The 26,269-nt window shown below is 50.5% G+C and carries 23 protein-coding genes and 3 tRNA genes; 1 reads left to right on the plus strand and 25 read right to left on the minus strand.

The features are described from left to right. Positions 1–118: 118 nt before the first annotated feature. The 25 genes from GOB58_RS02740 to GOB58_RS02860 all read right to left on the minus strand — a co-directional run bounded on the left by GOB58_RS02740 (position 119) and on the right by GOB58_RS02860 (position 25,224). Positions 119–1,765 (minus strand): ribonuclease J, encoded by a 1,647-nt coding sequence (locus tag GOB58_RS02740; protein ID WP_086635973.1) that lies wholly within the window; start codon positions 1,763–1,765, stop codon positions 119–121. 14 nt (positions 1,766–1,779) lie between these two features. Continuing rightward, on the minus strand, positions 1,780–2,586 hold the full coding sequence (locus tag GOB58_RS02745) for a type III pantothenate kinase (RefSeq protein WP_086555014.1): 807 nt from the start codon (positions 2,584–2,586) through the stop codon (positions 1,780–1,782). Next, positions 2,570–3,334 (minus strand): biotin--[acetyl-CoA-carboxylase] ligase, encoded by a 765-nt coding sequence (locus tag GOB58_RS02750; protein WP_173559294.1) that lies wholly within the window; start codon positions 3,332–3,334, stop codon positions 2,570–2,572. Before GOB58_RS02750 ends, GOB58_RS02745 begins: the two co-directional genes overlap by 17 nt. A 12-nt stretch (positions 3,335–3,346) precedes the next feature. Next, complete coding sequence (gene nuoN, locus GOB58_RS02755; protein ID WP_086555056.1) at positions 3,347–4,789, minus strand: NADH-quinone oxidoreductase subunit NuoN; 1,443 nt, start codon at positions 4,787–4,789, stop codon at positions 3,347–3,349. Between the two features lie 78 nt (positions 4,790–4,867). After that, positions 4,868–6,808 carry an NADH-quinone oxidoreductase subunit L gene (gene nuoL / locus GOB58_RS02760; protein WP_086555012.1) on the minus strand — a complete coding sequence of 647 codons (1,941 nt, stop codon included), beginning with the start codon at positions 6,806–6,808 and terminating at the stop codon, positions 4,868–4,870. Between the two features lie 6 nt (positions 6,809–6,814). Beyond that, a complete protein-coding gene (gene nuoK, locus GOB58_RS02765; protein WP_173559295.1) occupies positions 6,815–7,138 on the minus strand; it encodes an NADH-quinone oxidoreductase subunit NuoK in 324 nt (107 codons plus the stop codon). Then, positions 7,135–7,845, minus strand: a complete 711-nt coding sequence (locus GOB58_RS02770) for an NADH-quinone oxidoreductase subunit J (protein WP_086555011.1) — start codon at positions 7,843–7,845, stop codon at positions 7,135–7,137. Before GOB58_RS02770 ends, nuoK begins: the two co-directional genes overlap by 4 nt. A gap of 36 nt (positions 7,846–7,881) precedes the next feature. Continuing rightward, positions 7,882–8,370 carry an NADH-quinone oxidoreductase subunit NuoI gene (nuoI, locus tag GOB58_RS02775; RefSeq protein ID WP_086555010.1) on the minus strand — a complete coding sequence of 163 codons (489 nt, stop codon included), beginning with the start codon at positions 8,368–8,370 and terminating at the stop codon, positions 7,882–7,884. After that, a complete protein-coding gene (gene nuoH / locus GOB58_RS02780; RefSeq protein WP_086555009.1) occupies positions 8,370–9,398 on the minus strand; it encodes an NADH-quinone oxidoreductase subunit NuoH in 1,029 nt (342 codons plus the stop codon). The genes nuoI and nuoH overlap by 1 nt, the downstream gene beginning before the upstream one ends. Before the next feature lie 7 nt (positions 9,399–9,405). Continuing rightward, positions 9,406–11,481 carry an NADH-quinone oxidoreductase subunit NuoG gene (gene nuoG / locus GOB58_RS02785; protein ID WP_173559296.1) on the minus strand — a complete coding sequence of 692 codons (2,076 nt, stop codon included), beginning with the start codon at positions 11,479–11,481 and terminating at the stop codon, positions 9,406–9,408. A gap of 5 nt (positions 11,482–11,486) precedes the next feature. Further along, on the minus strand, positions 11,487–12,818 hold the full coding sequence (gene nuoF / locus GOB58_RS02790; RefSeq protein WP_173559297.1) for an NADH-quinone oxidoreductase subunit NuoF: 1,332 nt from the start codon (positions 12,816–12,818) through the stop codon (positions 11,487–11,489). 13 nt (positions 12,819–12,831) lie between these two features. Further along, positions 12,832–13,467 (minus strand): complex I 24 kDa subunit family protein, encoded by a 636-nt coding sequence (locus tag GOB58_RS02795; protein WP_086555006.1) that lies wholly within the window; start codon positions 13,465–13,467, stop codon positions 12,832–12,834. Positions 13,468–13,469: 2 nt separating this feature from the next. After that, positions 13,470–14,684 carry an NADH-quinone oxidoreductase subunit D gene (locus GOB58_RS02800; protein WP_369822944.1) on the minus strand — a complete coding sequence of 405 codons (1,215 nt, stop codon included), beginning with the start codon at positions 14,682–14,684 and terminating at the stop codon, positions 13,470–13,472. Between the two features lie 65 nt (positions 14,685–14,749). After that, positions 14,750–15,412 carry an NADH-quinone oxidoreductase subunit C gene (locus GOB58_RS02805; protein WP_173559299.1) on the minus strand — a complete coding sequence of 221 codons (663 nt, stop codon included), beginning with the start codon at positions 15,410–15,412 and terminating at the stop codon, positions 14,750–14,752. Beyond that, entirely contained in the window at positions 15,405–15,968 is a 564-nt protein-coding gene (locus tag GOB58_RS02810; RefSeq protein WP_086555004.1) for a NuoB/complex I 20 kDa subunit family protein, read from the minus strand. Before GOB58_RS02810 ends, GOB58_RS02805 begins: the two co-directional genes overlap by 8 nt. Positions 15,969–15,979: 11 nt before the next feature. Continuing rightward, positions 15,980–16,345 carry an NADH-quinone oxidoreductase subunit A gene (locus GOB58_RS02815; protein ID WP_086555003.1) on the minus strand — a complete coding sequence of 122 codons (366 nt, stop codon included), beginning with the start codon at positions 16,343–16,345 and terminating at the stop codon, positions 15,980–15,982. A gap of 207 nt (positions 16,346–16,552) precedes the next feature. Continuing rightward, positions 16,553–16,627 (minus strand) — tRNA-Val (locus tag GOB58_RS02820). 141 nt (positions 16,628–16,768) lie between these two features. After that, a tRNA-Val gene (locus GOB58_RS02825) sits at positions 16,769–16,843 on the minus strand. A gap of 83 nt (positions 16,844–16,926) precedes the next feature. Further along, positions 16,927–17,211: an HU family DNA-binding protein gene (locus GOB58_RS02830; RefSeq protein ID WP_086555002.1), complete on the minus strand. Its 285-nt coding sequence runs from the start codon at positions 17,209–17,211 to the stop codon at positions 16,927–16,929. A 144-nt stretch (positions 17,212–17,355) separates the two neighbouring features. Further along, on the minus strand, positions 17,356–19,848 hold the full coding sequence (gene lon / locus GOB58_RS02835; protein ID WP_086555053.1) for an endopeptidase La: 2,493 nt from the start codon (positions 19,846–19,848) through the stop codon (positions 17,356–17,358). 175 nt (positions 19,849–20,023) lie between these two features. Next, the gene (gene clpX, locus GOB58_RS02840; protein ID WP_086555001.1) at positions 20,024–21,289 is read right to left on the minus strand and encodes an ATP-dependent Clp protease ATP-binding subunit ClpX; all 1,266 of its coding nucleotides are present in this window, start codon (positions 21,287–21,289) and stop codon (positions 20,024–20,026) included. A 120-nt stretch (positions 21,290–21,409) separates the two neighbouring features. Next, entirely contained in the window at positions 21,410–22,075 is a 666-nt protein-coding gene (locus GOB58_RS02845) for an ATP-dependent Clp protease proteolytic subunit (RefSeq protein ID WP_173559301.1), read from the minus strand. 168 nt (positions 22,076–22,243) lie between these two features. Then, entirely contained in the window at positions 22,244–23,575 is a 1,332-nt protein-coding gene (gene tig / locus GOB58_RS02850) for a trigger factor (RefSeq protein ID WP_086636410.1), read from the minus strand. An 89-nt stretch (positions 23,576–23,664) separates the two neighbouring features. Further along, a tRNA-Leu gene (locus tag GOB58_RS02855) sits at positions 23,665–23,749 on the minus strand. A gap of 77 nt (positions 23,750–23,826) precedes the next feature. Then, positions 23,827–25,224, minus strand: a complete 1,398-nt coding sequence (locus tag GOB58_RS02860; protein WP_242005223.1) for an NAD(P)H-hydrate dehydratase — start codon at positions 25,222–25,224, stop codon at positions 23,827–23,829. 222 nt (positions 25,225–25,446) lie between these two features. Here GOB58_RS02860 and GOB58_RS02865 point away from each other — a divergent pair, with 222 nt between their 5' ends. Then, entirely contained in the window at positions 25,447–25,902 is a 456-nt protein-coding gene (locus GOB58_RS02865; protein ID WP_086555050.1) for a hypothetical protein, read from the plus strand. The last annotated feature ends 367 nt before the right edge of the window (positions 25,903–26,269 follow it).

Consider the following 26,269-nt stretch of genomic DNA (forward strand, 5'->3'; position numbering starts at 1 on the left):
GCCCTTTCAGGCTGCTGAAAAAATTACAATGCTCTGTGCGCTACGGCGCGACACCTGTAAAGCGATGCTTTCGCCTCCAGGTGTTATTTTTTTGATGATGCGCGGGAGAAAACGCCTGTCACACCCGTAAAACATGTACATCAACAAGCGGACGCTTTTGCAGTTTACGCCCTAAAGCGCGACGCAAAGCCGTTTTTGCTGCATCACAAAATGCCTTATCATCATTACGCAGTTCATCAGGTATCATATCAATCGCGCTGGCAAACTCTTCGCACACGCGAACACTTTCCTGATCATCAGCATCGAGCAGACCCGGGGCGCTGACCTTGGGCTCACCAATAACAAACCCCTCGTCATCAATCGCCACACTGGCAATGATAATACCGTTAAACAGCATTTTACGACGGGCCGCGAGAACACCACCATCCATCGGCAGAAGACGGCCACCATCAAGAGCAAGACGACCACTGGGAGCCGTATCAACAACCTCGACTTTTTCTGGCGCAAGTCGCAGCACATCCCCGTCCTCGAGCAGCACAGGTGTAATATTCTTATCCTGAGCCAGAGCAGCATGCGCTGTCAGATGCCGCCACTCACCATGCACCGGCACAGCATAACGTGGCCGCACCAGGTCATACATCATGCTGACATCATCACCTGTTGCATGACCTGAAACATGCACAAAATGCTCTTTATCAGTAATAACCCGGACACCACGGCGTGACAGATTATCCTGCACGGCCATAATCGCGCGTTCATTACCCGGAATCATACGGCTTGAATAAATAACCGTATCTCCCTCACCCAGTGACACACTGGGGTGTACATCCATCGATATACGAGAAAGAGCTGAACGCGGCTCACCCTGACTGCCTGTGATAATCATAACGACCTGATCGTCAGGCAGGTCATTTACCTCCTGCTCTGTCAGGAAAGGCAGCACACCGGAAAGATAACCGCAGTCACGCGCAGCAACATCAAGGTTACGCAAAGAACGCCCGACCAGAACGACTGTGCGACCCGCTGCCTGCGCAGCCATGGCAATGCTTTCAACGCGTGCAACGTTTGACGCAAAGCAGGTGACCGCCACACGGCCTTTCAGACTGGCAATAAGAGACGTCATGCTGCGACGTACCTCAGCCTCTGACTGAGACGGACCTGAGCTCATCACGTTAGTGCTGTCACACACCAGAGCCAGGACACCCTCATCACCCACCTCTTTCAGGCGGGCGATATCGGTTGGCGGGCCAACCAGAGGTGTCGGGTCAAGCTTCCAGTCACCTGTGTGAACGATTACCCCTGAAGGTGTACGCAGCACAACAGCCTGAGCCTCAGGCACAGAATGCGTGACCGGTATAAATTCAAGATCGAAAGGCCCCACCTCAAAACGTCCCCCACAGGGAATGACGTGAATGGGTACATCCTGCAAAATACGCGCTTCACCCAGTTTGCGGCGCAAAACAGCACCTGCAAAAGGCGTCACATAAACCGGGCACTCAAGCAAAGGCCATAAATGGGCAACTGCACCAATATGATCTTCATGAGCGTGAGTAATAATCAGACCTGCAAGCTGGTCACGTCGTTCGGCAATAAACACCGGATCGGGAACCAGAATTTCTGCTTCAGGTGTATCATTACCACTAAAACCAATACCGCAATCTATCGCGAGCCAGGTTTCACCCTGACGATAAAGATTGAGGTTCATGCCAATCTCGCCTGTTCCGCCTAATGGCAGAAAGGCCAGATCGCCGTTCTGTTCTGTCATTCGTATAGTTATCCTTAAGCTAAACTGTCTTTTTCAGTGATAAAACGAGGCAGAGCATTACGCTCTGCCAATATTCGCAACCCATTCAGGGTCAGCATTGAATCAACATGGTCAAAGACCTTCGTTCCTTCTGAGAAGAGCGGAGCCAGACCACCGGTCGCGAGCACTTTCATTGGCTGCCCGACTTCCCGCCTGATCCTCTCAACGATCCCCTCAATTAATCCCAGATACCCCCAGAACACGCCTGACCTCATAGCCGAAACCGTATTCCGCCCTACAACCGTCTCTCCAACCGGCCTGCCGACCCCGATGCGGGGCAGACGGGCTGCTGCCTTATGCAATGCCTCAACTGACAAATTAATACCAGGAGCGATAACACCACCGCAATAATTACCTTCACCATCAACAACATCAAATGTTGTCGCAGTACCAAAATCAATCACAGTCAGGGGCCCGCCATAATAGTGATGTGCGGCCAGACTGTTGAGCAAACGGTCGACCCCGACCTCCTCGGGGGTATCCATCTTAACTTCTATACCCCAGTTGAGCTCTACAGATGCGAGAAGAGGCTCCACAGAAAACCACTGACGACACAACGCCCGCAGATGGTATAAAGCAGCAGGAACAACCGTACCGATAACTGCCCCGTTAATATCCTCTCTGGCAATGCCGCTCATGCTCAATAACGTCAAAAGCCAGACGGCATACTCGTCAGAAGTCCGCTGTGAACTTGTCGTAATGCGCCAGCTACCCCGCCATGCTGCGCCGTCATACACCGCAAACACAACATTGGTATTCCCTGCATCAATAACCAGTAACACGATCAGTCTCCTGTGATAGCAGAAGCACTTCGCCAGCGGCAATTTTTTTTATGCCCTGCCCGGTTTCAAGTAACAAACGCCCGTCGGGTTCAAGCCCTATAAACCGGCCCTGTTCATTCAATGATTCATTTCTGACAGTCAGCACAGTTCCTACCGGATGAGCTCTGCTTTGCCACTCGTGACATAAAACTGCAAAACCCTGCTGTGCCCAGACATCAAGCCAGCGATGGATTTGCTTTAACAAAGCCTCAGCCAGTGCTTCAGTACCGACCTCTGCATAACCGTCAAGTGAGGCAACCTGCCGGCCAATATCACGCTGAGACGGAGGAGCATGAAGATTGGCACCAAAACCTATGACCATCGCACTCCCCTCATATTCGAGCAGAATGCCACCAAGTTTTTTCCCTGCCAGCAAAATATCATTCGGCCATTTAATAAGAAGGTCAGCGCGCGCAGCCGGTGCAACATCAGCCAGTGCATCATAAAAAGCCAGAGAGGCCAGGAAAGGCCAGCACCCAAGCTGCAGATCAGATGTGACGGAGGCAGGATCAAGCAAAACCGAAAGAGCGAGACTACGCCCTGCATCCACCCACGAGCGGCCACGGCTGCCGCGGGCTTTTGTCTGATGATGGGCCAGCAGGGCCAGACCAGGAGCGGCCCCTGCCCGGGCGCGCTCCTTACATACATCAGAAGTTGAAGTCAGCTCATCATAACATTCCAGGCGCCATGGCGGACAAACCAGCTTCATTCCACTCTCTTTTTACCCTACCAGAGCCTGTGCGGCCTGCTGTGCGATTGACATAATCGGTGACAATACCAGCAGGAAGAACAATGTGGCCAGCCCCATACTGCCAGAAACAAGTGTCAGAGCCGGTGCGTAGCGGTCAAATTTCTCAGCCGGAGCTTCAAAATACATAACTCTGACGACATTGAGATAGTAATAAGCACCCACAATACTTGATACAACACCGATAGCAACCAGGGTATAAAGACCAACCTGCCAGGCTGCGGCAAACACCATAAACTTGCCAAAGAAGCCAGCCAGAGGTGGTACACCAACCATGCTGAACATGAAGATAGCCATCAGACCAGCCATCAGAGGGTTTCTCTTACCCAGCCCGGCGAGATCAGAAATTGAAGTCATCTCTGTTCCTCTGCGGCGCATAGTGGCGATGACACCGAATACACCGGCATTCATAACCAGATAGGCGGCAAGGTAAACCAGAGTAGCTCTTACACCCTCAGCAGAATCAGCGGCCAGGCCAATAAGCGCATAGCCCATGTGACCGATAGAAGAATATGCCATAAGACGTTTTATGTTCTGCTGCGGAATAGCAGCCAGTGAGCCATAAAGCATGGAACAGACAGCAACGACTTCTATCAGCAGTTGCCAGTGCTGAGCCACCAGACCAAAAGGTCCGGTCATAATACGAAGGAACAGAGCAAAAGCTGCAAATTTAGGAGCACCTGCCATATAGGCTGTCACTGGCGTTGGTGCACCCTGGTAAGCATCTGGTGTCCACATATGGAAAGGCACAACAGAGAGCTTAAAGCACAAACCGGCAATGATAAAAATGACACCAATGGTAAGACCGGTCGGAACAACCTCAACGGCATCAACAGTTTTCATCAGACCGGAATAGTTCATTGTGCCGGCATAACCATAAACCAGCGACATGCCGTAAAGCAGCAGACCAGAAGCCAGAGAGCCAAGTATGAAATATTTCATACCAGCTTCTGATGACAAAATATTCTCACGCTCAAGAGCGCAGAGGATATAAATAGACAGAGATGACAGCTCCAGCCCTACGAACAATGTCATCAGATTAGAGGAAGACGCCATCACCATGGCACCAAGCGTTGAGAATAAAATAAGAACCGGCGTCTCAAACGGTAAAGTCCGCTTTCTCTCCCCCGTCCGGCTCAGACCTCTGTAGCCAACAGCAACCAGAACTGAAAGAATAGCCGAAGCCAGAATGAGCAGCTTCATAGCTTTTGAGAAGCTGTCATTCACAAATGTACCAGAAAACGCCGAACCGTCAGGCGCATTGATAACCAGAAAAATGCACCCCAGAAAAGAAGCAAGAGTCAGCATCGAGCACGGGAAAAAAGCTGTCTCCTTCTTTTGCGAAACACCAGCGGCAAGAATGACAAGCCCCGAAAATGCAAGTGCTATTTCTGGTATAGACAGTGACCAGTTGATATCATTCAGGGGCATCACAGCGCACTCCGTTCAAAACAACCTGCAAGAGAAGATTATTAATCAGCATGCCTCTTCCCCTTATGCACACAGAGCGACGGTCAGCAGCACGACAAGCCCCGCCAGCATTGTAAAAGCGTAAATGGCCACCGAACCAGTCTGCATCCGTGCTGCCTGACCCGCTGTATCTGACGTTAGTTCTGCCAGGTCACGTGGCAGACCTTCAGCTGCCCCCAGCTCGACATCCTTCGACAGAATGCCTGCAATCGCTTTGTATGGACGCACAAAAATGAACCCATAAAGCTCATCAAAATACCATTTATTAAGCAGAAAACGATAAAGCGGCCCCATTGCCCGAGCCAGTGCTGCCGGAATAGCCGGAGAGTGCACATAAAACACATAAGCCAGAGCAATACCGCACAGCCCTGCAATAGAAGGAAGCAGGCTGATAAATGACGGGATATGCTCAAAAGCTTCCATGATATTATTAGAAGCGCCGTTCACAATCGCACCGTTCCAGAACTGCTCCTGATGAACACCAATATAGAACGGGGCGAGAAGCACACCGGCAACTGTTGCACCCGTAGCAAGCAGTACCAGGGGCAGAGCCATAGAGAACGGGCTTTCATGCGCTGCATCACGGGCGGCCTCATTTGCAGGCCGACCATGAAACACCAGGAACAAAAGCCTCCAGCTATAAAATGCAGTAAGAAATGCTGTTATGGTACCCAGCGCCCAGCCATAGTGGCCGACTGAGGTATTAGCGGCCCACAGCGATTCCAGAATAGCATCCTTTGACCAGTAGCCAGCGAAGGGAAAAACCCCGGCCAGCGCAAGGCTGCCTATCCACATAACCACATAGGTTAACGGCAGTTTTTTCCACAATCCGCCCATACGAAACATATTCTGCTCATCATGCATCGCATGAATAACCGAACCTGCACCAAGGAACAGAAGCGCTTTGAAGAAAGCATGAGTTGTCAGATGGAACACTGACATCTGATAAGCACCAACACCCGCAGCGGCAAACATATAACCCAGCTGAGAGCAGGTTGAATAAGCAATGGCACGCTTAATATCAGGCTGAACCATGCCAACCGTTGCGGCAAAGAAGCAGGTCGTTGCACCGATCACAACAATCAGTTTCTGAACAGAGGGCGCACAGTCAAACAGGGGTGACATACGGGCAATCAGAAAAATGCCTGCGGTCACCATGGTTGCAGCATGAATCAGTGCTGAAACAGGTGTCGGCCCTTCCATCGCATCTGGCAGCCATGTGTGCAGAAACAGCTGAGCCGATTTACCCATTGCACCAATAAAGAGCAGCAGGGCAATGATCTCTGTCGTGCTCCAGGAGTGACCAAGGAAATGATAATGCGAACCAGAAATCTCGGGTATGGCAGCAAAAATTGCTTCATACTGAACGGAGTGGAACACAACATAAATCAGGCCGATACCGACCAGAAAGAAAAGATCAGCAACGCGGTTTACTACAAAGGCTTTGATGGCAGCCGCTGTTGCTGAAGGCTTGTCGTACCAGTATCCGATCAGCAGATAACTGGCGAGGCCAACGCCCTCCCACCCGAAAAACAGCTGGATCAGATCGTTGGACGAAACCAGCATAAGCATGGCAAAGGTAAACAGAGACAAATATGAGAAAAACCGGTAAGTCGGCATACTCTCGTGGCTCATATACCCAAGGCTATAGCAATGCACGAGCAGAGAAACGGAAAGAACCATCGCCGTCATTGTGACAGACAGGGTGTCGGCTCTTAAAACCCACTCGGCATGAAAACCACCTGCATTGATCCACTCAAGAACCGGGAGCGCATGCAGCGGGAAGCCAGCACTCCAGTTAGCATAAAGTGTAACAATACCGCACAGAGCTGCAACAGACATACAGCTCAGAGTAATAATCTTAGCGAGCACATCACCGAAGAGACGGCCACCAAGCCCTGCAACAACAGAGCCGGCAAGCGGTAAAAAAATCGCTGCTGCAAACAGGTGAAGATCGGTCTGCATGTCCGCTCATCCCTTCATCATAGTGACATCCTCAACCTGGATAGAACCACGGTTGCGGAAATAAGTGGTCACAATTGCAAGCCCGATTGCAGCTTCAGCAGCAGCAATGGTAAGGACAAACAACACCATAATCTGACCTGATAAATCGTTATGAGCCGACGAAAACGCCACAAAATTTAAATTTGCGGAGAGAAGGATCAGCTCCATAGACATCAGGATAATGATTACATTTTTTCTGTTAAGAAAAATGCCAAACACTCCAAGCACCAGTAACGCGGCACTGACGACCAGGTAGGGTGTGAGTCCGACGGAGGCGATTGCCGGGGTCATACATCTTTCTCCTTCTTATCGGCCTCGATCTGCCCGCCAGATGCATAAGAGTCAGGGACAGATGTTTCATGATATGAGGTGTGCGGACGCAGAAAACCGCCCTGACTGATGACGCCCACGCCCAGCGGAGCATCAATCATCTCAAGTGTTTCTGAGGGCACACGCGCATGCTGTTTATCAATGATCTGACGACGACCTGAACCAACCGGACGGAGCGTCAGCACAATTGCGCCAATCATTGCCACCAGCAAAATCAGGCCACATCCCTGAAAAAGAAGGATGTAGTGCGTATAAATAAGGTCACCCAGTGCAGCGGTGTTCGTCTGACCGGGGGCTCCCGACAAACGGGTTACGCTCACTGATGACATATGCCAGTTGCCAACAGCGACAAGAAGCTCGGCAAAAAGAACCACGCCAAAGCATACGCCAATCGCAGCATGTTGCTGGAGACCTTCACGCAGTTTCGTGAAGTCAATATCAAGCATCATCACGACAAACAGGAAAAGAACAGCAACAGCACCGACGTAAACGATTACCAGCAGCATCGCGAGAAACTCAGCTCCGGCCACCAGAAACAATCCTGCAGCATTAAAAAATGCTACGATAAGGAACAGAACTGAGTGCACCGGGTTACGGGCACTAATCACCATCACGGCTGAAATCAGCAGAACTGTTGAAAATAAATAAAATACAAGCTGCGGTAACATCAGGCGTTCTCCTGCCGGATCATGACAAGCATCCCTTCAACGATACGGGGCATCGAGCTCAAGGCGGCGGGCCAGCAGGGCTTCCCACCGATCGCCATTCGAAAGCAACTTATCTTTGTCGTAGAATAATTCTTCACGGGTTTCGGTCGCAAACTCGTAGTTTGGCCCCTCAACAATCGCATCTACCGGGCAGGCTTCTTCACACAAGCCGCAATAAATGCACTTGGTCATATCAATGTCATACCGGGTGGTACGCCGTGACCCGTCATCACGCTCTTCAGCTTCGATGGTAATCGCCTCAGCCGGGCATGTCGCTTCACAAAGCTTGCAGGCAATGCAGCGCTCTTCTCCGTTAGCATAACGGCGCAGCGCATGCTCACCACGAAAGCGAACTGACAGTGGCCCCTTCTCGTAAGGGTAGTTAAGGGTCACCTTTGGCTGAAACATCATTTTAAATGTTGATGCCATACCAGCGACAATTTCAGTCAGCAGAAAGGAGCGGATATTTCGGCTTAATGTACTCATCAGTTCATACCTCCACCCTGAGGGAGAAGCCCTGTCACCATCAGAAAAGCTGCTGTTCCAATCATCCAGATCAGGCTGAATGGCAAAAACACTTTCCACCCGAGACGCATAAGCTGATCGTAACGAAAACGCGGGAACGTTGCGCGCACCCAGATGAAAACAAACAGACAGAAAAGAATTTTAGCAATCAGCCACAGCGGCCCTGGCACCAGCGTAAAAGGAAAGACGCCAATAGGTGGCAGCCACCCCCCGAGAAAAAGAATACTAACCAGAGCCGACATCAGAATCATGTTGGCGTATTCACCAAGGAAGAAGAGACCGAAAGCCAGAGAAGAATACTCAACGAAGAACCCGGCAACCAGTTCACTTTCACCTTCGGGCAGGTCAAATGGTGCACGCCCCGTTTCGGCCAGTGCTGAAATAAAGAAAATAATAAATACCGGGAACATCGGCAGACAGAACCAGATATGCCGCTGAGCCAGCACAATATCATTCAGGTTCAGGCTGCCAACGGCCAGCAGAACTGACACAATAATCAGCCCGATGGACACCTCGTAAGAAACCATCTGTGCCGCGGCTCGCATAGACCCCATAAAGGCGTATTTCGAGTTTGAAGCCCAGCCTGCGATAAGAATACCGTAAACACCCAGCGATGACACAGCCAGCAGGTAGAGAATTCCGACATTAATATTCGCAACGGCCAGACCATTACCTGTAGGGATAACAGCCCATGCCAGCATAGCCAGAGCAAACGCCAGAAATGGTGCAAACAGAAACAAAATACGGTTAGCACCTGCGGGAATGACCGTTTCTTTCACGATCATTTTAATCGCATCAGCAAACGCCTGCAGCAAACCGAACAAACCATTAACGTTTGGGCCGCGACGACGCTGCATCGCAGCCATTACCTTACGTTCCATAAGGGTAAGGTAAGCAACACCGATCAGCAAAGGGACGAGAACAGCAAGGGTCTCGAGCACCATAAGAATAATCTGACCGACAAGCGTTTGATAAAAGAAGTGCGCCATCAGTCTCTTACTCCGCTGCTACAGCGCGCATGGGACCATACACGCGAGAACATTCTGCCATTGTCAGGCTTGCCCGGCTGATAGAGTTTGTCTGGTAATAATCATCAATAACCGGACGGATACGAGCATTATTGAACTCTGCCGTACCTTTTGAAACACTGCTGTCTGTCACCGATTGCGGTGCGGGAGCAATTTCAGTACCGGCGTTCGAAAAGACCGGATTAACTTTGGCCATACGCGCCCTCAGAGCTTCAACAGAATCATAAGGCAAAGGATGCCCGGCAACTTCTGAGAAAGCTCTGATAATCTGCCAGTCTTCTCTGGCCTGACCTGGAGGGAATACAGCCCGCAGGGCACGCTGCACCTCGCCCGCCGTATTAACATAAGTCCCTGATTTTTCGGTATAAGCTGCACCAGGCAAAATAATGTCGGCCCTTGCCGCAGCAGCATCACCGTGATGCCCCTGATAAATCACAAACGTATCTTTGCTGATCTTATCAAGTGGGAAATCATCTGCCCCCAGGAGCCACAGAATTTCAACTCCGCCACGGAGCATATTTGTAACAGCAAAACCTCGGCTGCCAGGAACAAACCCGATATCAAGCGCACCCACACGAGACGCTGCTGTATGCAGAATATTCAGCCCGTTCCAGTCCTGAGTAATCACACCGGTCTGATATGCCAGTTGCAGGGTGGCTTCATAAACAGCCTGCGCATCCGGACGGGTTAGTGCACCATGCCCCAGAATAATCATAGGGCGCTTTGCTGTTTTCAAAACCTCGGCAAAAGCCTCTGAACCATCAAGCAGCCGGGTCAGGACTTCCGGCCCCTCTCCCAGTACATCGACATTATAGGTCAGGTCGACAGGCAATGCACCAATACTGGCAACAGGGAAACCACCACGTCCTTTATGCAAATACTGCTTGCGAATACGGGCATTAAGTACAGGAGCCTCGTGACGGGGTATGCTGCCAATCAGCAAAAGAGCATCTGCCTCATCAATACCGGTGATACCGCTGTTAAACAGATACCCGCTGCGGCTGCGCATATCATACCAGGCACCGTCCTGCCGGCAGTCTGTATGAGAGGAACCCAGAGCCGTCATCAGGTCTTTCAGAGCGCACAGGCTTTCAACATCACACAGATCACCTGCTATTGCACCGATACGATCACCGGAAATGCCTTCAAAACGACGCGCCATCGAAACCAGCGTATCCTGCCAGCTTGCCTTATGCAGCTTGCCGTGCACACGCACCCATGGGTGATCAAGGCGCCTTTTCTTCAGGCCATCAACTGAAAAACGCCCTTTATCTGAAAGCCATTCTTCATTCACCTCGTCATTAATACGAGGCACAATGCGCATAACTTCAGCGCCCCGGGCCTGGATCTGAATATTTGTACCCACAGCATCCATCACATCAATGCTATCGGTTTTTTTGTATTCCCATGAACGCGCACGAAACGCCGTTGGTTTTGCCGTTAGTGCACCGACCGGACATATATCAATCAGATTACCTGACAGCTCGGATGTCAGTGCCTTTTCGACATAAGTCGTAACTTCTGCATTTTCACCGCGCGAAACGATGCCAAGCTCAGGCGTGCCAGCCACTTCGGTTGAAAAGCGCACGCAGCGTGAGCACTGAATGCAGCGCGTCATTACCGTCTTAACCAGAGGCCCGAGTTCTTTATCTGTTACAGCGCGCTTGGCCTCCTGATACCGTGACACACCCGAGCCATAACCATAGGCCTGGTCCTGCAGGTCACACTCACCGCCCTGATCACAGATAGGGCAATCAAGAGGATGGTTAATCAGCAAGAATTCCATAACGGCGCGGCGCGCCCGTCTGACAACATCAGTGTCAGTAAGAATCTGCATCCCTTCAGCAACCGGGAAACCACATGAGGCAACCAGCTTAGGTGCACGGACAACCTGCACCAGACACATGCGACAGTTACCAGCTACCGACAGACGCTCATGATAGCAAAAACGGGGGATTTCTTTCCCCGCAGCTTCACAGGCCTGAAGGGCACTTGAACCCGCCGGCACATCGACCGGGGTGCCATCAACAAGGACTTTTACCATGCCCTTTACTCCGCTACTGCCGGCAGCACATCGGAGGCAGGAACCTGAACCAGACCTGAACCACCATGTGCAGCCTTATACTGCTGGATACGCGCTTCCATCTCCGGACGAAAATGCCGGATCAGCCCCTGAACAGGCCAGGCTGCGGCATCACCCAGAGCACAGATTGTATGCCCCTCGATCTGTCGTGTTACCTGCTCAAGAAGATCAATTTCTTCAATCTCGGCACGCCCCTGAACCATACGGTCCATCATACGCATCATCCAGCCGGTTCCTTCACGGCAGGGCGTACACTGACCGCAGCTTTCATGCTTAAAAAAGCGGGAAAAGCGTGCAATAGCTTCAATAATATCGGTAGAACGATCCATAACGATCATACACGCGGTGCCCAGTCCCGAACCCACAGCACGCAGACTATCGTAATCCATCAGCACTGTTTCACAGACAGACTTAGGCAACATTGGCACAGAGCAGCCGCCGGGTATAACCGCCAGCAGATTGTCCCAGCCGCCCCTGACGCCACCGCCATGTTTTTCTATAATCTCTTTAAGCGGTACACCCAGCTCTTCTTCGAAAACGCATGGTGTATTCACATGCCCCGAAATCGCCATAAGCTTGGTGCCTGCATTATTCGGCCTGCCAAGTGCTGAAAACCAGGATGCACCCCGTCGCAGAATGGTTGATGCGACAGCAATACTTTCAACATTATTCACTGTAGTCGGACAGCCATATAAGCCTGCGCCGGCAGGGAAAGGCGGCTTCATACGAGGCTGGCCTTTTTTACCCTCAAGGCTCTCAAGCAGAGCAGTCTCTTCGCCGCAGATATAAGCGCCTGCACCACGATGAATATAGAAGTCAAAATCCCAGCCGGTTCCGGCAGCATTTTTACCGAGCAGACCAGCTTCATAAGCTTCATCAACGGCCGCCTGCAGATGCTGCGCTTCCTGATAAAACTCACCACGAATATAAATATAAGCCGCATGTGCATTCAGGGCGAATGACGCTATCAGCGCACTTTCTATGAGTTTATGTGGCTCATGCCGCATAATCTCACGGTCTTTACAGGTCCCTGGTTCAGATTCATCGCCATTAATGACCAGATAGTGCGGACGACCATCAAAATTCTTTGGCATGAAAGACCATTTCATACCGGTCGAGAATCCTGCTCCGCCGCGACCACGAAGGCCCGAAGCCTTCATTTCAGCAATAATCGCCTCAGATCCCCGGGACAGGATAGAGGCCGTGTCATGCCAGTCACCCCTTACCCGCGCCCCGGCGAGTTTCCAGTCATTCTGCCCGTAAAGATTCGTAAAAATACGATTTTCGTCCTGCAACATACCGGCTCTCCTGCTACTCACCTGAAGATCTGGGTGACGTTTCTTCAAGCAAAGTTTTCCTGCCGCCTTCAGGCGCAGAACTTAATCTGCCCGTAGATGGGCCAGGGGCAGGATCTTCACCTGCACGCAATGCATCAATCACGGCTTCTGTCCTGGGACCATTCATATCTTCGTAATAATCGTCATTAACCTGAAGAATGGGGGCATTTGCACAGGCCCCAAGGCACTCAACATGCGATAATGTGAACAGCCCGTCTTCACTGGTTTCACCAAACTCTTTAACGCCGGCTGCTTTTTTACAGGCTGCCACAACATCATCTGATCCGCGCAGCCAGCACGATGTCGTGGTACAGATCTGCAGGTGATATTTACCTACAGGCTTAGTATTAAACATCGTATAAAAAGAAGCGACTTCGTACACTCTGACAGATGGTACCGCCAGCCGTGCCGCAATCAGATCCATCGCCACAAGCGGGATCCAGGCATGGCCTGTCTCACGCTTCAGCTGATCCTGCACAATGTAAAGGAGAGGAAGCGTACCGCTGGCTTTACGTTCTTCAGGGTATTTCGACAGTATTTTAGCAATTTCTTTTTCAGAAATATCGTCAAACTCAAAACTGTCAGGTTGTTCTGCCGGGGTCCAGGCCATCTTCAACGATCAACCTCTCCAAAAACAAGATCTAAAGAACCAAGAACCGCCACCATATCGGCCAGCATCGACCGCCTGGATAATTCATCCAGTGCCTGCAAATGCGCAAAACCTGTGGGGCGTATCTTGCAACGATAAGGACGGTTTGAACCGTCAGCGACCAGGTAAACACCAAACTCGCCCTTGGGGCTCTCTACCGCAGTATAAGTAGCGCCCGGAGGCACATGATAACCCTCACTATATAATTTAAAGTGATGAATCAGTGCTTCCATCGAGCGCTTCATTTCGGCGCGGGGTGGCGGTGCAAACTTGGGGTCCTGTATTTTCACAGGTCCGGCTTTCATCTGAGCAAGGCCCTGCTCGATAATTTTTACACTCTCACGCATTTCCTGAATGCGCACGAGGTAACGGTCATAGCAGTCACCCTGTCGTGTAACAGGAACCTTAAAAGATACTTTATGATAATTATCATAGGGCTGGCTGCGACGAAGGTCCCAGGGCACACCTGAAGCACGCAGACACGGACCACTAAAGCCCCATGCCAGAGCCTGCTCAGACGTAAAAATACCGATACCGACAGTACGCTGTTTCCAGATTCGGTTTTCGGTCAGCAAACCTTCCAGCTCATCAATCCATGCCGGGAATTCCTGAGTCCAGTTACCGATACGATCTTCAAGCTCCTGAGGAATATCGCGGGCCACACCACCGGGACGAAAATAGTTCGCATGGAAACGCGCACCTGAAGCTGCCTCATAAAATTCAAGCAGCTTCTCACGCTCTTCATAGCCCCACAGAGCAGGCGTTACCGCACCGCAGTCGAGACCCATAGCTGTAATATTAAGAATATGGTTCAGAACGCGCGTAATCTCGGCGAAAATAACCCGAAGCCATTTTGCACGATCGGGCGCTTCTATACCAAGAAGCTTCTCTGTAGCCAGTGCAAAAGCCTGCTCCTCACACATAGGCGAGGCGTAATCAAGGCGGTCAAAATAAGGCAGCGCTTTCTGATAGGTTTTATATTCGATCAGCTTTTCTGTGCCGCGATGCAGCAGACCGATATGCGGGTCAGCACGACGTACAAGCTCCCCGTCCATATCGAGAATAAGACGCAGCACACCATGCGCAGAAGGATGCTGAGGACCAAAATTCAGCTTGTGCGAGTCAAACTCTATTGTTCTCAGCTCTGCCGTTTTCGCTGCAGTATCAGAAATCAGCATTTCGGGGATGTCATTTTTAACCAGAACATCGCCCGGTGCCAGACCGTCTGTTTTATTGTGCTCTGTCATCCGCGAGCCCTCTTCATACCCTGCCTGACTTCATGAGCCTTTTCATCACCAGGCAGAGTCAGCATTCCCTCCCAGGGAGAAACGAAATCAAAGTCACGAAAATCCTGCGTCAGAGAGACAGGTTCCTTAACAACCTGTCGCGTTTCAATATCGTAACGCACCTCTTCATACCCCGTCAGCGGAAAGTCTTTACGCAAAGGGAAATGCTCGAAGCCATCATCAGTCAAAATACGGCGCATATCGGGCTGACCGGAAAACAGAACCCCGAACATGTCATAACACTCACGCTCCCACCACGTAGCAACTGGCCAGAGCTGATGCACTGAGGGAACGGGTGTCACTTCATCTGTCGTAATAATGACGCGAATACGACGATTGTAAGAAACAGACAGGAGGTTATAGACCACGTCAAAGCGTTCAGCGCGTGCGGGAAAGTCTACACCACATAAATCCATGAGCTGCTCAAAACGATAAGCAGAGTCGTCGCGCAGAAAGGTCATCAGCGGCAAAAAAGTTTCGCGATTCGTACGAACAACCAGCTCACCGTTTTCAACGGCAGCAGAATAGATACCAGGAACAGAGGTCGCCAGCGTAAAAGCCATGGCACCAATCTGCCCCTGGAGGGCCTCAGCCTCAGGATTTACAACAATATCACCCACGGAGAATCGTTCCTGTACGGCGAATTTTTTTCTGCAAAAGCATGATGCCGTAAACCAGCGCTTCTGCTGTCGGGGGGCAGCCAGGGACATAAACGTCAACTGGCACTATGCGATCACACCCACGCACGACTGAATAAGAATAGTGGTAATAACCGCCACCATTTGCACACGAACCCATGGAGATAACCCAGCGCGGTTCTGCCATCTGGTCATAAAGGCGACGCAAAACCGGTGCCATTTTATTGGTCAGCGTACCGGCAACGATCATCACATCAGACTGACGCGGAGAACCTCGGGGAATAACACCCATTCTGTCCAGGTCATACCTTGGCATATATGCGTGAATCATTTCAACCGCACAGCATGCCAGACCAAAAGACATAGGCCACAAACTGCCAGTACGCCCCCAGTTTACCAGTTTATCAAGGTTTGCAACGACAAACCCCTTTTCAGCAATAGCACCGGTAATACCACGCACAACGGCGTCCTGCTCTTTACCCGGAGGCAGAGCCTCACGATTCCAGAGAATTGTATCTTCCTGCGGATTGTCAGACATAGGCGCCCCCTTCAGTCCCAGTCCAGCGCGCCTTTGCGCCACTCATAAAGGAAACCAATACCAAGTACGCTGAGAAACCCCAGCATTGAAAAGAAACCAAAATAACCAATACGCGACAGACTCACTGCCCAGGGGAAGAGAAATGCCACTTCCAGGTCGAAAATTATGAAAAGAATGGCCACAAGATAAAAACGCACATCAAAGCGACGGCGCGCATCATCAAATGCCTCAAAGCCACATTCATAAGCTGTTGTTTTTTCAGGGTAAGGCTTTTGATGCCCACTAAACAGTGCCATACCAAGCATTGCAGCAGAAATAACAATAGCAAGCGCACCAAATATAAGAATTGGGGCATAACTACCCAGAACAGACTGCATTAGTCACTCCTGCTTCCTGATAAATCAATAAACAACGAACTGTTAAATGCAGACTACTCCCAACGCGCGCGAACGACCATGCCTCAATGCATGATTACAGGGAAATTTCTTGTGAAGAGAAAATGAATAAAAAAAAAAACATCTGATATTGTTACTTATTTTGAGCAACAATATCAGATGTTTTTAGTACTCACAGAAAACTGTGAATGGTGGGCGATGAGGGGATCGAACCCCCGGCCATCTCGGTGTAAACGAGACGCTCTACCGCTGAGCTAATCGCCCGCCGCTCATATCTCACAAACAAAAACGGGTGGCAACCCCTGCCCGTTAATAAATAACAAAAAAGCAAAAAAAAACGTCAGGGATCGTTATTCATAAAAAATAACAATGCCTGACGTTTTAATACTCACAGAGAACTGTGAATGGTGGGCGATGAGGGGATCGAACCCCCGGCCATCTCGGTGTAAACGAGACGCTCTACCGCTGAGCTAATCGCCCGCCGCTCATATCTCACAAACAAAAACGGGTGGCAACCCCTTTTTTAGGAATTACCACCCGTTAAAAGCTATTTTTTTAAAAAATTAGCTTACGGCGTCTTTAAGTGCTTTGCCCGGTTTGAAACGGACAGAAGTAGAAGCCGGAATGTCAATTTCCTCACCTGTGCGAGGATTACGCCCTTTAGCAGCTTTACGGTTTGCTGTTACAAACGTACCGAAGCCAACCAGACGCACTTCCTGTTTGCGAGAAAGAGCTTTCTCGATAGCACCGAACACGGCGTCAACCACTTCTCCAGCTTTAGCCTTTGGCAGAGCGACTTCGTCAGCTACTGCTGCAACGAGTTCTTGCTTATTGAGCGGCTTATCCATTTTACGCCTTTCTCCAAAAAATTAAGTTGCCGACGTGATACCTAATACCCGTTACCACGTCGTCTCCCGGTCGCACTATGCCGCTGTTTTTCTTTACGTCAACTCACCAAATAAAAACTTTTGGATTTATCTGGCATTTTCCTCTCAATGCGGCAAAGTAACCGCAGCCGCATTTTGTTTTGACTCCAGAACAGACTCTGCAACATCTTCCCATTCAATCGGCTTGAGCTTATGTGTCAATGCCAGAGCCAGAACTTCATCAACATGTGCGACAGGAACAATCTTCAGCGCATCCTTGATAGAAGATGGTATTTCCACGAGATCTTTTTCATTGTCTTTAGGAATAAAGACAAGTCTGATCCCGGATCTGACCGCGGCCAGAAGCTTCTCTTTAAGCCCGCCAATAGCAAGAACACGACCACGCAGAGTAATTTCGCCCGTCATAGCCACATCACGACGCACAGGAATGCCTGTCATGACACTAACAAAGGATGTCACCATCGCAATACCGGCAGATGGCCCATCTTTTGGTGTTGCGCCTTCAGGCACATGGACGTGGAAATTACGCTTTTCAAAGAGTGTTGGCAGAATACCATAGGCCGGAGCACGGCTTTTTACGAAAGAAAATGCCGCAGATACACTCTCCTTCATAACATCACCGAGTTTACCCGTTTCAACAACACCGCCCTTACCTGGGGTCATAACACTTTCAATAGTAAGTATCTCACCACCGACTTCAGTCCATGCCAGCCCGGTTACCATACCGACCATATCTTCGTCTTCGGTCTCGCCGTAGCGGAAGCGTTTAACACCTGCGAGTTTTTCCAGATTCTCTTCGGTGATGTCCATCTTCGTGACTTTACCAGTCACGATTTCCTTGACGACTTTACGCGCAAGATTCGCAATCTCACGCTCAAGATTTCTGACACCTGCCTCACGCGTATAATAACGAATCAGGTCACGCAAAGCCCCGTCGGTAACTGACCACTCTTCAGTTTTAAGATTATGAGCCTCAGCCTGCTTTGCCAGAAGATGACGGCGGCATATTTCAAGCTTTTCATCCTCAGTGTAACCTGACAGACGAATGATCTCCATACGGTCCAGCAACGGCTGCGGCATGTTAAGGCTGTTCGCTGTCGTCACAAACATTACGTCAGACAGGTCATACTCAACTTCAAGGTAATGATCGGCAAATGAGCTATTCTGTTCAGGATCAAGCACCTCAAGCAAAGCAGAGGCCGGGTCACCACGCCAGTCAGCGCCAAGCTTGTCAATTTCATCCAGCAGAAAGAGCGGATTAGAGACTTTAGCTTTCTTCATACCCTGGATAATTTTACCCGGCATTGAGCCTATATAGGTACGACGATGACCGCGTATCTCTGCTTCATCCCTCACCCCGCCAAGAGACATCCGGACGTACTGGCGGCCTGTGGCTTTCGCAATCGACCGGGCAAGAGTTGTTTTACCAACACCCGGGGGGCCAACAAGACAAAGAATCGGACCCTTTAATTTCTGAGAGCGACTCTGCACTGCCAGATACTCAAGAATACGCTCTTTCACTTTATCGAGGGCATAATGACCATCGCTAAGGACTTTTTCCGCTTCACCCAGGTCATGACGAATTTTACTACGTTTTTTCCAGGGGATACCTAAAAGCCAGTCAAGATAATTTCTGACAACAGTCGACTCTGCTGACATGGCACTCATGCCACGGAATTTTTTAAGCTCAGCAATAGCTTTATCACGAGCCTCTTTCGAAAGCCGGGTTTTTGCTATGCGTTCTTCAATCTCAGTCAGCTCGTCTTTGCCGTCCTCGCCTTCACCGAGCTCCTTCTGAATGGCTTTAAGCTGCTCATTCAGATAATACTCACGCTGTGTTTTCTCCATCTGGCGTTTAACACGGTTGCGAATTTTCTTCTCAACCTGGAGAACACCAATTTCAGCTTCAATATGAGCAAGTACTTTTTCCATCTGCTCAACAACAGACGGCGTCTCAAGAATTTCCTGCTTTTCAAAAATCTTGAGGTTAAGGTGGCTGGCAACTGTATCAACAAGACGAGATAAATCTGTAATCTGCCCCAGGGAAACCAGAACCTCAGAGGCAACTTTCTTGTTCAGTTTAATATATTCTTCAAACTGAGAAACAATTGTACGTCCCAGCGCCTCAGCTTCTGAACTCACATCCTGACTGCCGGCAACATCCTGAATATCTGCTTCAAAATGGCCTTCAACTTCATGCAGATGTTCTATTCTGGCACGGCGCACACCCTCTACCAGGACTTTAACTGTGCCGTCAGGCAGCTTGAGAAGCTGCAGAATAGTGGAAACTGTACCAAAGCGATAAATATCATCAGCGCCCGGGTCATCAAGTGCTGCATCCTTTTGTGCCACAAGAAGGATCTGACGATCTTCACGTGTAACAGACTCAAGCGCTTTAACCGATTTTTCCCGCCCTACAAATAAAGGCACTATCATATGAGGGAAAACGACAATGTCACGTAAAGGCAGAACAGCGATACGATTCGCACCCTGAGCTTCAGAAACAGAACCCACTTCAACAGCAACCGTTGTAAGTTCTTTATTTTCAGCCGGCGCTTTTTTCTTGCGTTTTACAGTCGTTTTTTTTTCTTCTGCCATAACCATGACCTCCTTCAAGGACGATCCAGACCTGGCACCCGCCTGGCGGCATACCCCTGTGGTCTGCGAGGGCCATAAAGCCCCCTTCTTGTGTTTGCTACATATTGTAGCAAACACCGCACTTAACAATGGATTTAAAGGTCAGACCGGGATTTTTTTTTCTAAAAATATCGCTTCAGGCTGACTGTTCTGCAGAAACGTCGTCTTTTTTACCATAAACATAAACCGGTGGTGTCTTCTCATCGGCAACATCATGGTTCACGACAACTTCCTGAATATCTGACATCCCAGGAAGATCAAACATCGTCGACATCAGAATGCTCTCCATAATAGAGCGCAGTCCTCTGGCGCCTGTCTGACGTTTAATGGCCCGGTCTGCAATGACTTTCAGAGCATCATCCGTGAAAACCAGATCAACATTTTCCATCTGGAACAGACGCTGATACTGCTTCACAAGCGCGTTTTTAGGCGCAGTCAGGATACTGATAAGAGCTGCCTCATCGAGATCACCAAGCGTTGCCAGCACAGGCAAACGACCAATAAATTCAGGAATAAGACCAAACTTCATCAGATCTTCAGGCTCTACATCCTGCAAAATCTCGCCGGTTTTACGCTCGTCAACAGAGGTAACATCTGCTCCGAAACCCATACCAACACCCTTACCTCGTGCTGAGATAATTTTATCCAGTCCGGCAAACGCACCGCCACAGATAAAGAGCATGTTGGTCGTATCAACCTGAAGGAATTCCTGCTGCGGATGCTTACGCCCACCCTGAGGGGGAACAGAAGCAACTGTGCCTTCCATCAGCTTCAGCAGAGCCTGCTGAACACCCTCACCACTCACATCGCGTGTGATAGACGGGTTATCTGATTTGCGGGAAATTTTATCAATTTCGTCAATATAGACGATACCGCGCTGAGCACGCTCAACATTATAATCGGCTGCCTGAAGAAGTTTGAGAATAATGTTCTCAACATCTTCACCAACATATCCGGCCTCGGTCAGAGTCGTCGCATCTGCCATTGTGAAGGGCACATCAAGAATGCGGGCAAGTGTCTGAGCAAGAAGCGTCTTACCTGAACCTGTCGGGCCGATCAGCAGAATGTTAGATTTTGCAATCTCAACTTCGCCGCTTTTAGCAACCTGGGTCAGACGTTTGTAATGATTATGTACAGCTACTGAGAGAACTTTTTTTGCCTGGAACTGACCAATGACATAATCGTCCAGAATTTTACAGATCTCTTTGGGGGTAGGAACACCCTCACGTGAGCTGACCTGAGATGTCTTATGCTCTTCACGGATAATATCCATGCAAAGCTCGACACATTCATCACAGATAAAAACGGTTGGACCTGCAATTAATTTTCTGACCTCATGCTGCGACTTGCCGCAGAATGAGCAGTACAATGTATTCTTGGAATCGCCTGTTTTCGCGTTCATGAGTGCACTCCCTCGATCATCCAGGACCCCAGAAAACCGCAGGTCGCCTTGTTCATCTTATCAGCACCGTACGAAGCAGAGACTGCCCCTGCAGTGCTGAAAATAACTTTATAAACCAGGTTAAGGATGATTTTTATCCTTCCCCGCTGTCTGTTCCGTTGCTTTATGATGGCTGATAACTTTATCAACTATACCAAAGCTACGCGCTTCCTCTGCAGACATATAGCTGTCACGCTCAAGTTTATTCTCAATATCCTCGAGAGACTGCCCGGTATGCTCGCGATAAATTTCGTTCAGACGCTGACGAATAATCAGAATTTCTTTTGCCTGAATTTCAATATCACTGGCCTGCCCCTGCGCACCACCTGATGGCTGGTGCACCATGACGCGTGCATTAGGCAGAATAAAGCGACGACCTTTCTCGCCACCAGCCAGGAGCAGAGACCCCATAGAGGCAGCCTGACCAATACACACTGTGCTGACAGGGCTGCGGATATATTGCATCGTGTCATAAATCGCAAGACCAGCCGACACAACGCCACCCGGACTGTTGATGTAAAAAGAAATCTCTTTTGTCGGGTTTACACTCTCAAGATAGAGAAGCTGAGCAGAAATAACAGACGCAACCTGATCGTAAACAGGGCCTGTCAGAAAAATAATCCGCTCCTGAAGCAGACGGGAATAAATATCGAAAGCCCGTTCACCCCGAGATGTCTGCTCAACCACCATGGGTACTAGAGCATTACTAAAAATCTCAACGGGATTAGTATCCCTCATATCAATCATTCCCGTAAAAAACCTGCTCAAGCCTTATCCCTCACACATAGTGCAGGAAGGAGCAGCTCAGGCACTCCAGACTAAAGATAGAGAAAATGTAGCAATATGCTACCCCGGAACGGAAAAAGAGGCACAAAAAAATGTCCCGTCAGAATTTTCTGACGGGACTGGAAGGCATTAAATGCTGGCTTCCGGGTTTTCCGCCAGCTCTTCTGGAGAGACTTCTTTGTCTTCCACCTTAGCCAGCTCCAGCAGATAATCGATAACTTTATTTTCGAAAATCGGCCCACGGATCGTTTCAATCGCCTGTGGATTACTCTGGAAGAACTGCAGAACCTGCTGTTCCTGACCGGGGTAGCGGGCCATTTCTGCCTGCAGCGCACGGTTCATTTCTTCCTGAGTGATGCTGATCGTGTTTCTGCGACCAATTTCAGCCAGCCACAGACCCAGCTTCACACGACGTTCTGCGATCTTACGGTAATCAGCACGCAGGGTGTCTTCGTCTTTTTCTTTGTCTTCGTCATCAAGCTGACCAGCTTTTTTGTCAGCTTCAACACGCTGCCAGATCTGCTCAAATTCTGCATCGATCATGCTTTCCGGCGCTGAGAAATCAGCTTTTTCGGCCAGAACATCAAGCAGATCACGTTTAATGCGCAGACGTGACACGCGGTCATATTCGCCTTCAAGCTGCTGACGCACCATGCTGCGCAGCTCTTCAAGGCTACCAAGGCCAACTTTCTTTGCCAGCTCATCGTCAAGAGCTGCAGCAACAGGTTTTTTCAGAGCTTTAGCTTTGATGTCGAACGTGACTTCTTTGCCAGCCAGCTCAGCTGCACCGTAATCAGCCGGGAAAGTAACCGTGATCACTTTCTCTTCACCAGCTTTTATACCGGCAATCTGCTCAGCAAAACCGGGGATAAAGCCCTGGCCACCAATTTCAACATTAACATCCTGAGCTGTACCACCTTCGAAAGGAACACCATTGTCCTTACCTTCGAAGTCAACAGTCACGACATCACCGGTTTCAGCCGGACGATCTTCTTCAATCACCTCGAAGCTGCGCTGATTTTTAGCAATATCATTCAGAACATCGTCAACAGCTTTATCGCTGACAGCTGCTTTGAGGCGGGTAAGCTCAACACCTGACAGGTCAGGATCTGCTATTTCCGGCAGAATTTCAGCTTCAACAGTGAATGATACGTCCTGCCCTGCTTCCTGGCCTGAAACCAGATCAACTTTAGGCTGACCGCTCGGGCGCAGACCACGCTCTTCAAAAACTGTTTTCAGCGTATCTGAAACAACCTGCTCCAGAACTTCGCTGCGAACAGCTTCGCCATAGCGCTGCTTTGCAAGAGTGAGAGGCACTTTCCCTGGACGGAAACCGGGAAGCTTCAGATTTCCTGCTACTTCTTTAAGGCGCGCATCCTGTTTTGCTGCGATATCTGCTGCAGGGATCGTAACGGTGAAACCACGTTTCAACCCTTCGGAAAGAGTCTCAGTAACCTGCATTGGCCAGGCCTTCCTTTCGGTACAAATAAAAAATCCCGCATCGTGCCGAAAGGCTGCTGCGGATCAGACGGAGCTACCAACAATAATGTTGGTACGGGCGGAGGGACTTGAACCCCCACGACTTGCGTCACCAGAACCTAAATCTGGCGTGTCTGCCAATTCCACCACGCCCGCACAGCTTTAAACTGCTCCGTCATAAGTTGCGTGGACTTAGCGCAGAGCGAAGCACTCTGCAAGAGCAGTGATTGCAATTAATCGAAAGAACTGAGCATCTGCAGCCGCGTTGCTTTTTCACGCGCACTCCCCAGAAAACGATCCAGATCCTCCGCAAGCGGCCATGATCCAGCCTCCAGGCCTGCCTCACCATGCAGCCAGACACCTGCACAGGCGGCCTCCCAGGCTGACATCCCCGCTGCCAGCAAAGCAGCAATAACCCCGGAAAGAGTATCCCCTGAGCCCGCAGTTGCCAGGGCAGGACTCGCGTGGTTATTAATCGCAAGACGCCCGTCAGGCGCAGCTATCAGCGTTGACGCGCCTTTAAGCACCACAACCGCGCATGTCAGACGTGCGGCCCGGCGTACCTGTCCTGGCAGATCCGCCTCCGGCGCTCCAAATAATCTGGTAAACTCTCCGCTATGTGGCGTCATAACAGCAACACCACGTAATTTTTCCGGATCACCGGCACAGGCTGACAGAAGCCCGGCATCAGCCAGTATGGTTTTCTTTGCGCGCAATAAAACTGGCAAAGCCTGCAAGGCCTCAGCCTCAGTCAGCCCAGGCCCGCACACCCACACCCTGCGTCGCGAATCAGCCATCAGGTCACCAAGCGGCTCTTCATCTACCACAAGCCCAGGCATCCCCATGCGATAAGCCGAAGCATCACTCCCTGCGGCCACCCGCACAAGCCCTGCCCCGACGGCTCTCGCACCACCGGCACACAGGCGCGCGGCCCCGGGCATGACATGCCCGGCACAGATACTGACAACACCCCGGCTGTATTTGTGATCCTCAGGGGACGGTAACGGCAACTGCCATAAGCCTGGCTCATTACACCAGGTACGTGGCGCCACCTGCTCAGGCACGACATCAGGCATTCCAATATCTGCCAGCACCAGTTCACCCATAAGGCTACGAGCCGGATAAAGCAGATGCCCCGGCTTAAAACGCACGAAAGTGACAGTCATTTCTGCGGGCGATACAACTCCACACAATGCACCGGTCGCACCATCAACCCCCGAAGGCACATCAATCGCAACAATGCGACGCGCTGCCTGTAAAAGGTCTGATACATCGTTCGCCAGATCACGCTTCAGACCTGCACCAAAAACTGCATCGATCACCAGATCGGCCCGCTCAGCTTCAGCCGGCGTAAATGGCACCCGGGGCCCTTTAAAAAGCCTGGCAGACTCCGATGCCTCGGCCCTGCCCCCGCCATCCGGGCAGGAGGCCACAGCAACAGGCCAGCCTGCATTGAAGAGATATCGTGCTGCAGCATAGCCATCAGCACCGTTATTGCCCGGCCCACACACAACCAGCACACGGCACGGCCTGAAATGCCGCCGCACTGCTCTGGCAACCGCACGCCCGGCGGCATCAATCAGGGCAGAAACCGGTTTCAGATCCTGGGCCAGGCGATCAGCCTGTGCCATTTCAGCCGGTGTAAAAAGAGCGAGAGCCGAACGTCGTGATATGGGCAACACTGCCTCCTCTATCCCGCCAGACAACAGAATACTCACTTGCACCTGAGCGCCTGGCTTGGCAATCAGTATCATAATTATAGGTCTGTACGGGCTGCTTGTCAGCTTAATGACGTGGCCTTACTGGTTAAAACGACGAAACCCTCAGCGGTTTCCTGCATCTGCGGAGTCTCTATGTCTTACCCTGTTTTGTGGAGCCTCATCCTCGCTCTGCACATTATCAGTATCTGCGTGTGGATCGGAGGAGGCTTTTATGCCGTAGTTGTTCTGCGCCCCAGCCTGAGCCTGCTCGACAACACACAACGCAGCTCTGTGCATCTTCAGACACTTCAGCGTTTCTTTAAAATGCTGAAACATATTGTGCCGACTGTGCTCATTACCGGCTGGCTCATGATTATTCACGAAGGAGGTTTTGCACACGCCCCCTGGACAACTAACGTCATGCAGGCAATCGGCCTGATCATGGCGATTCTTTTCATCAGAATACTCAGCGGCCCTTACCAGAAATTACGCCGCGCCATTCGCCCGCAACCAGCCACATTTGATGCTGTACGCAAGCAAATCATGCTCATTGTGGCACTCGGCCTGCTGACTGTTGTCGTGGCATCAATGGGACACCCTTTCCTTTAATCGAATCGTAACGCACAGGAAAACTTGATTCTCAGTGCAAATCGCTTTATCGGAACACCGTGCGACCGGCTTTAAACTCTTCACTCTTGCCCTGGTCTTAAATAGTGCAAACAGTAAAGTTTTGAGCCGGTTAGTGTGCGATTAATCACGACTGACTTAAACCCGAGAGCATATTGACAGCCCAAAAACCCGCCCGGACCCGCAAGACTGTAACCCGCACCCGCAAAAAAGCGGATACAGACGCCCCTGTGACTCTGGCTGAGACCGGAACAGAGACGCCTGAGGTTACTCCCACTGATGACAGCGCAGTCACCACCGAGCCGGCCAGCAAGCCTGCACGCAAGCGTCGTGTCACAAAGCCAAAAGC

Source organism: Acetobacter thailandicus (assembly GCF_011516655.1).
Lineage (GTDB): Bacteria > Pseudomonadota > Alphaproteobacteria > Acetobacterales > Acetobacteraceae > Acetobacter > Acetobacter thailandicus.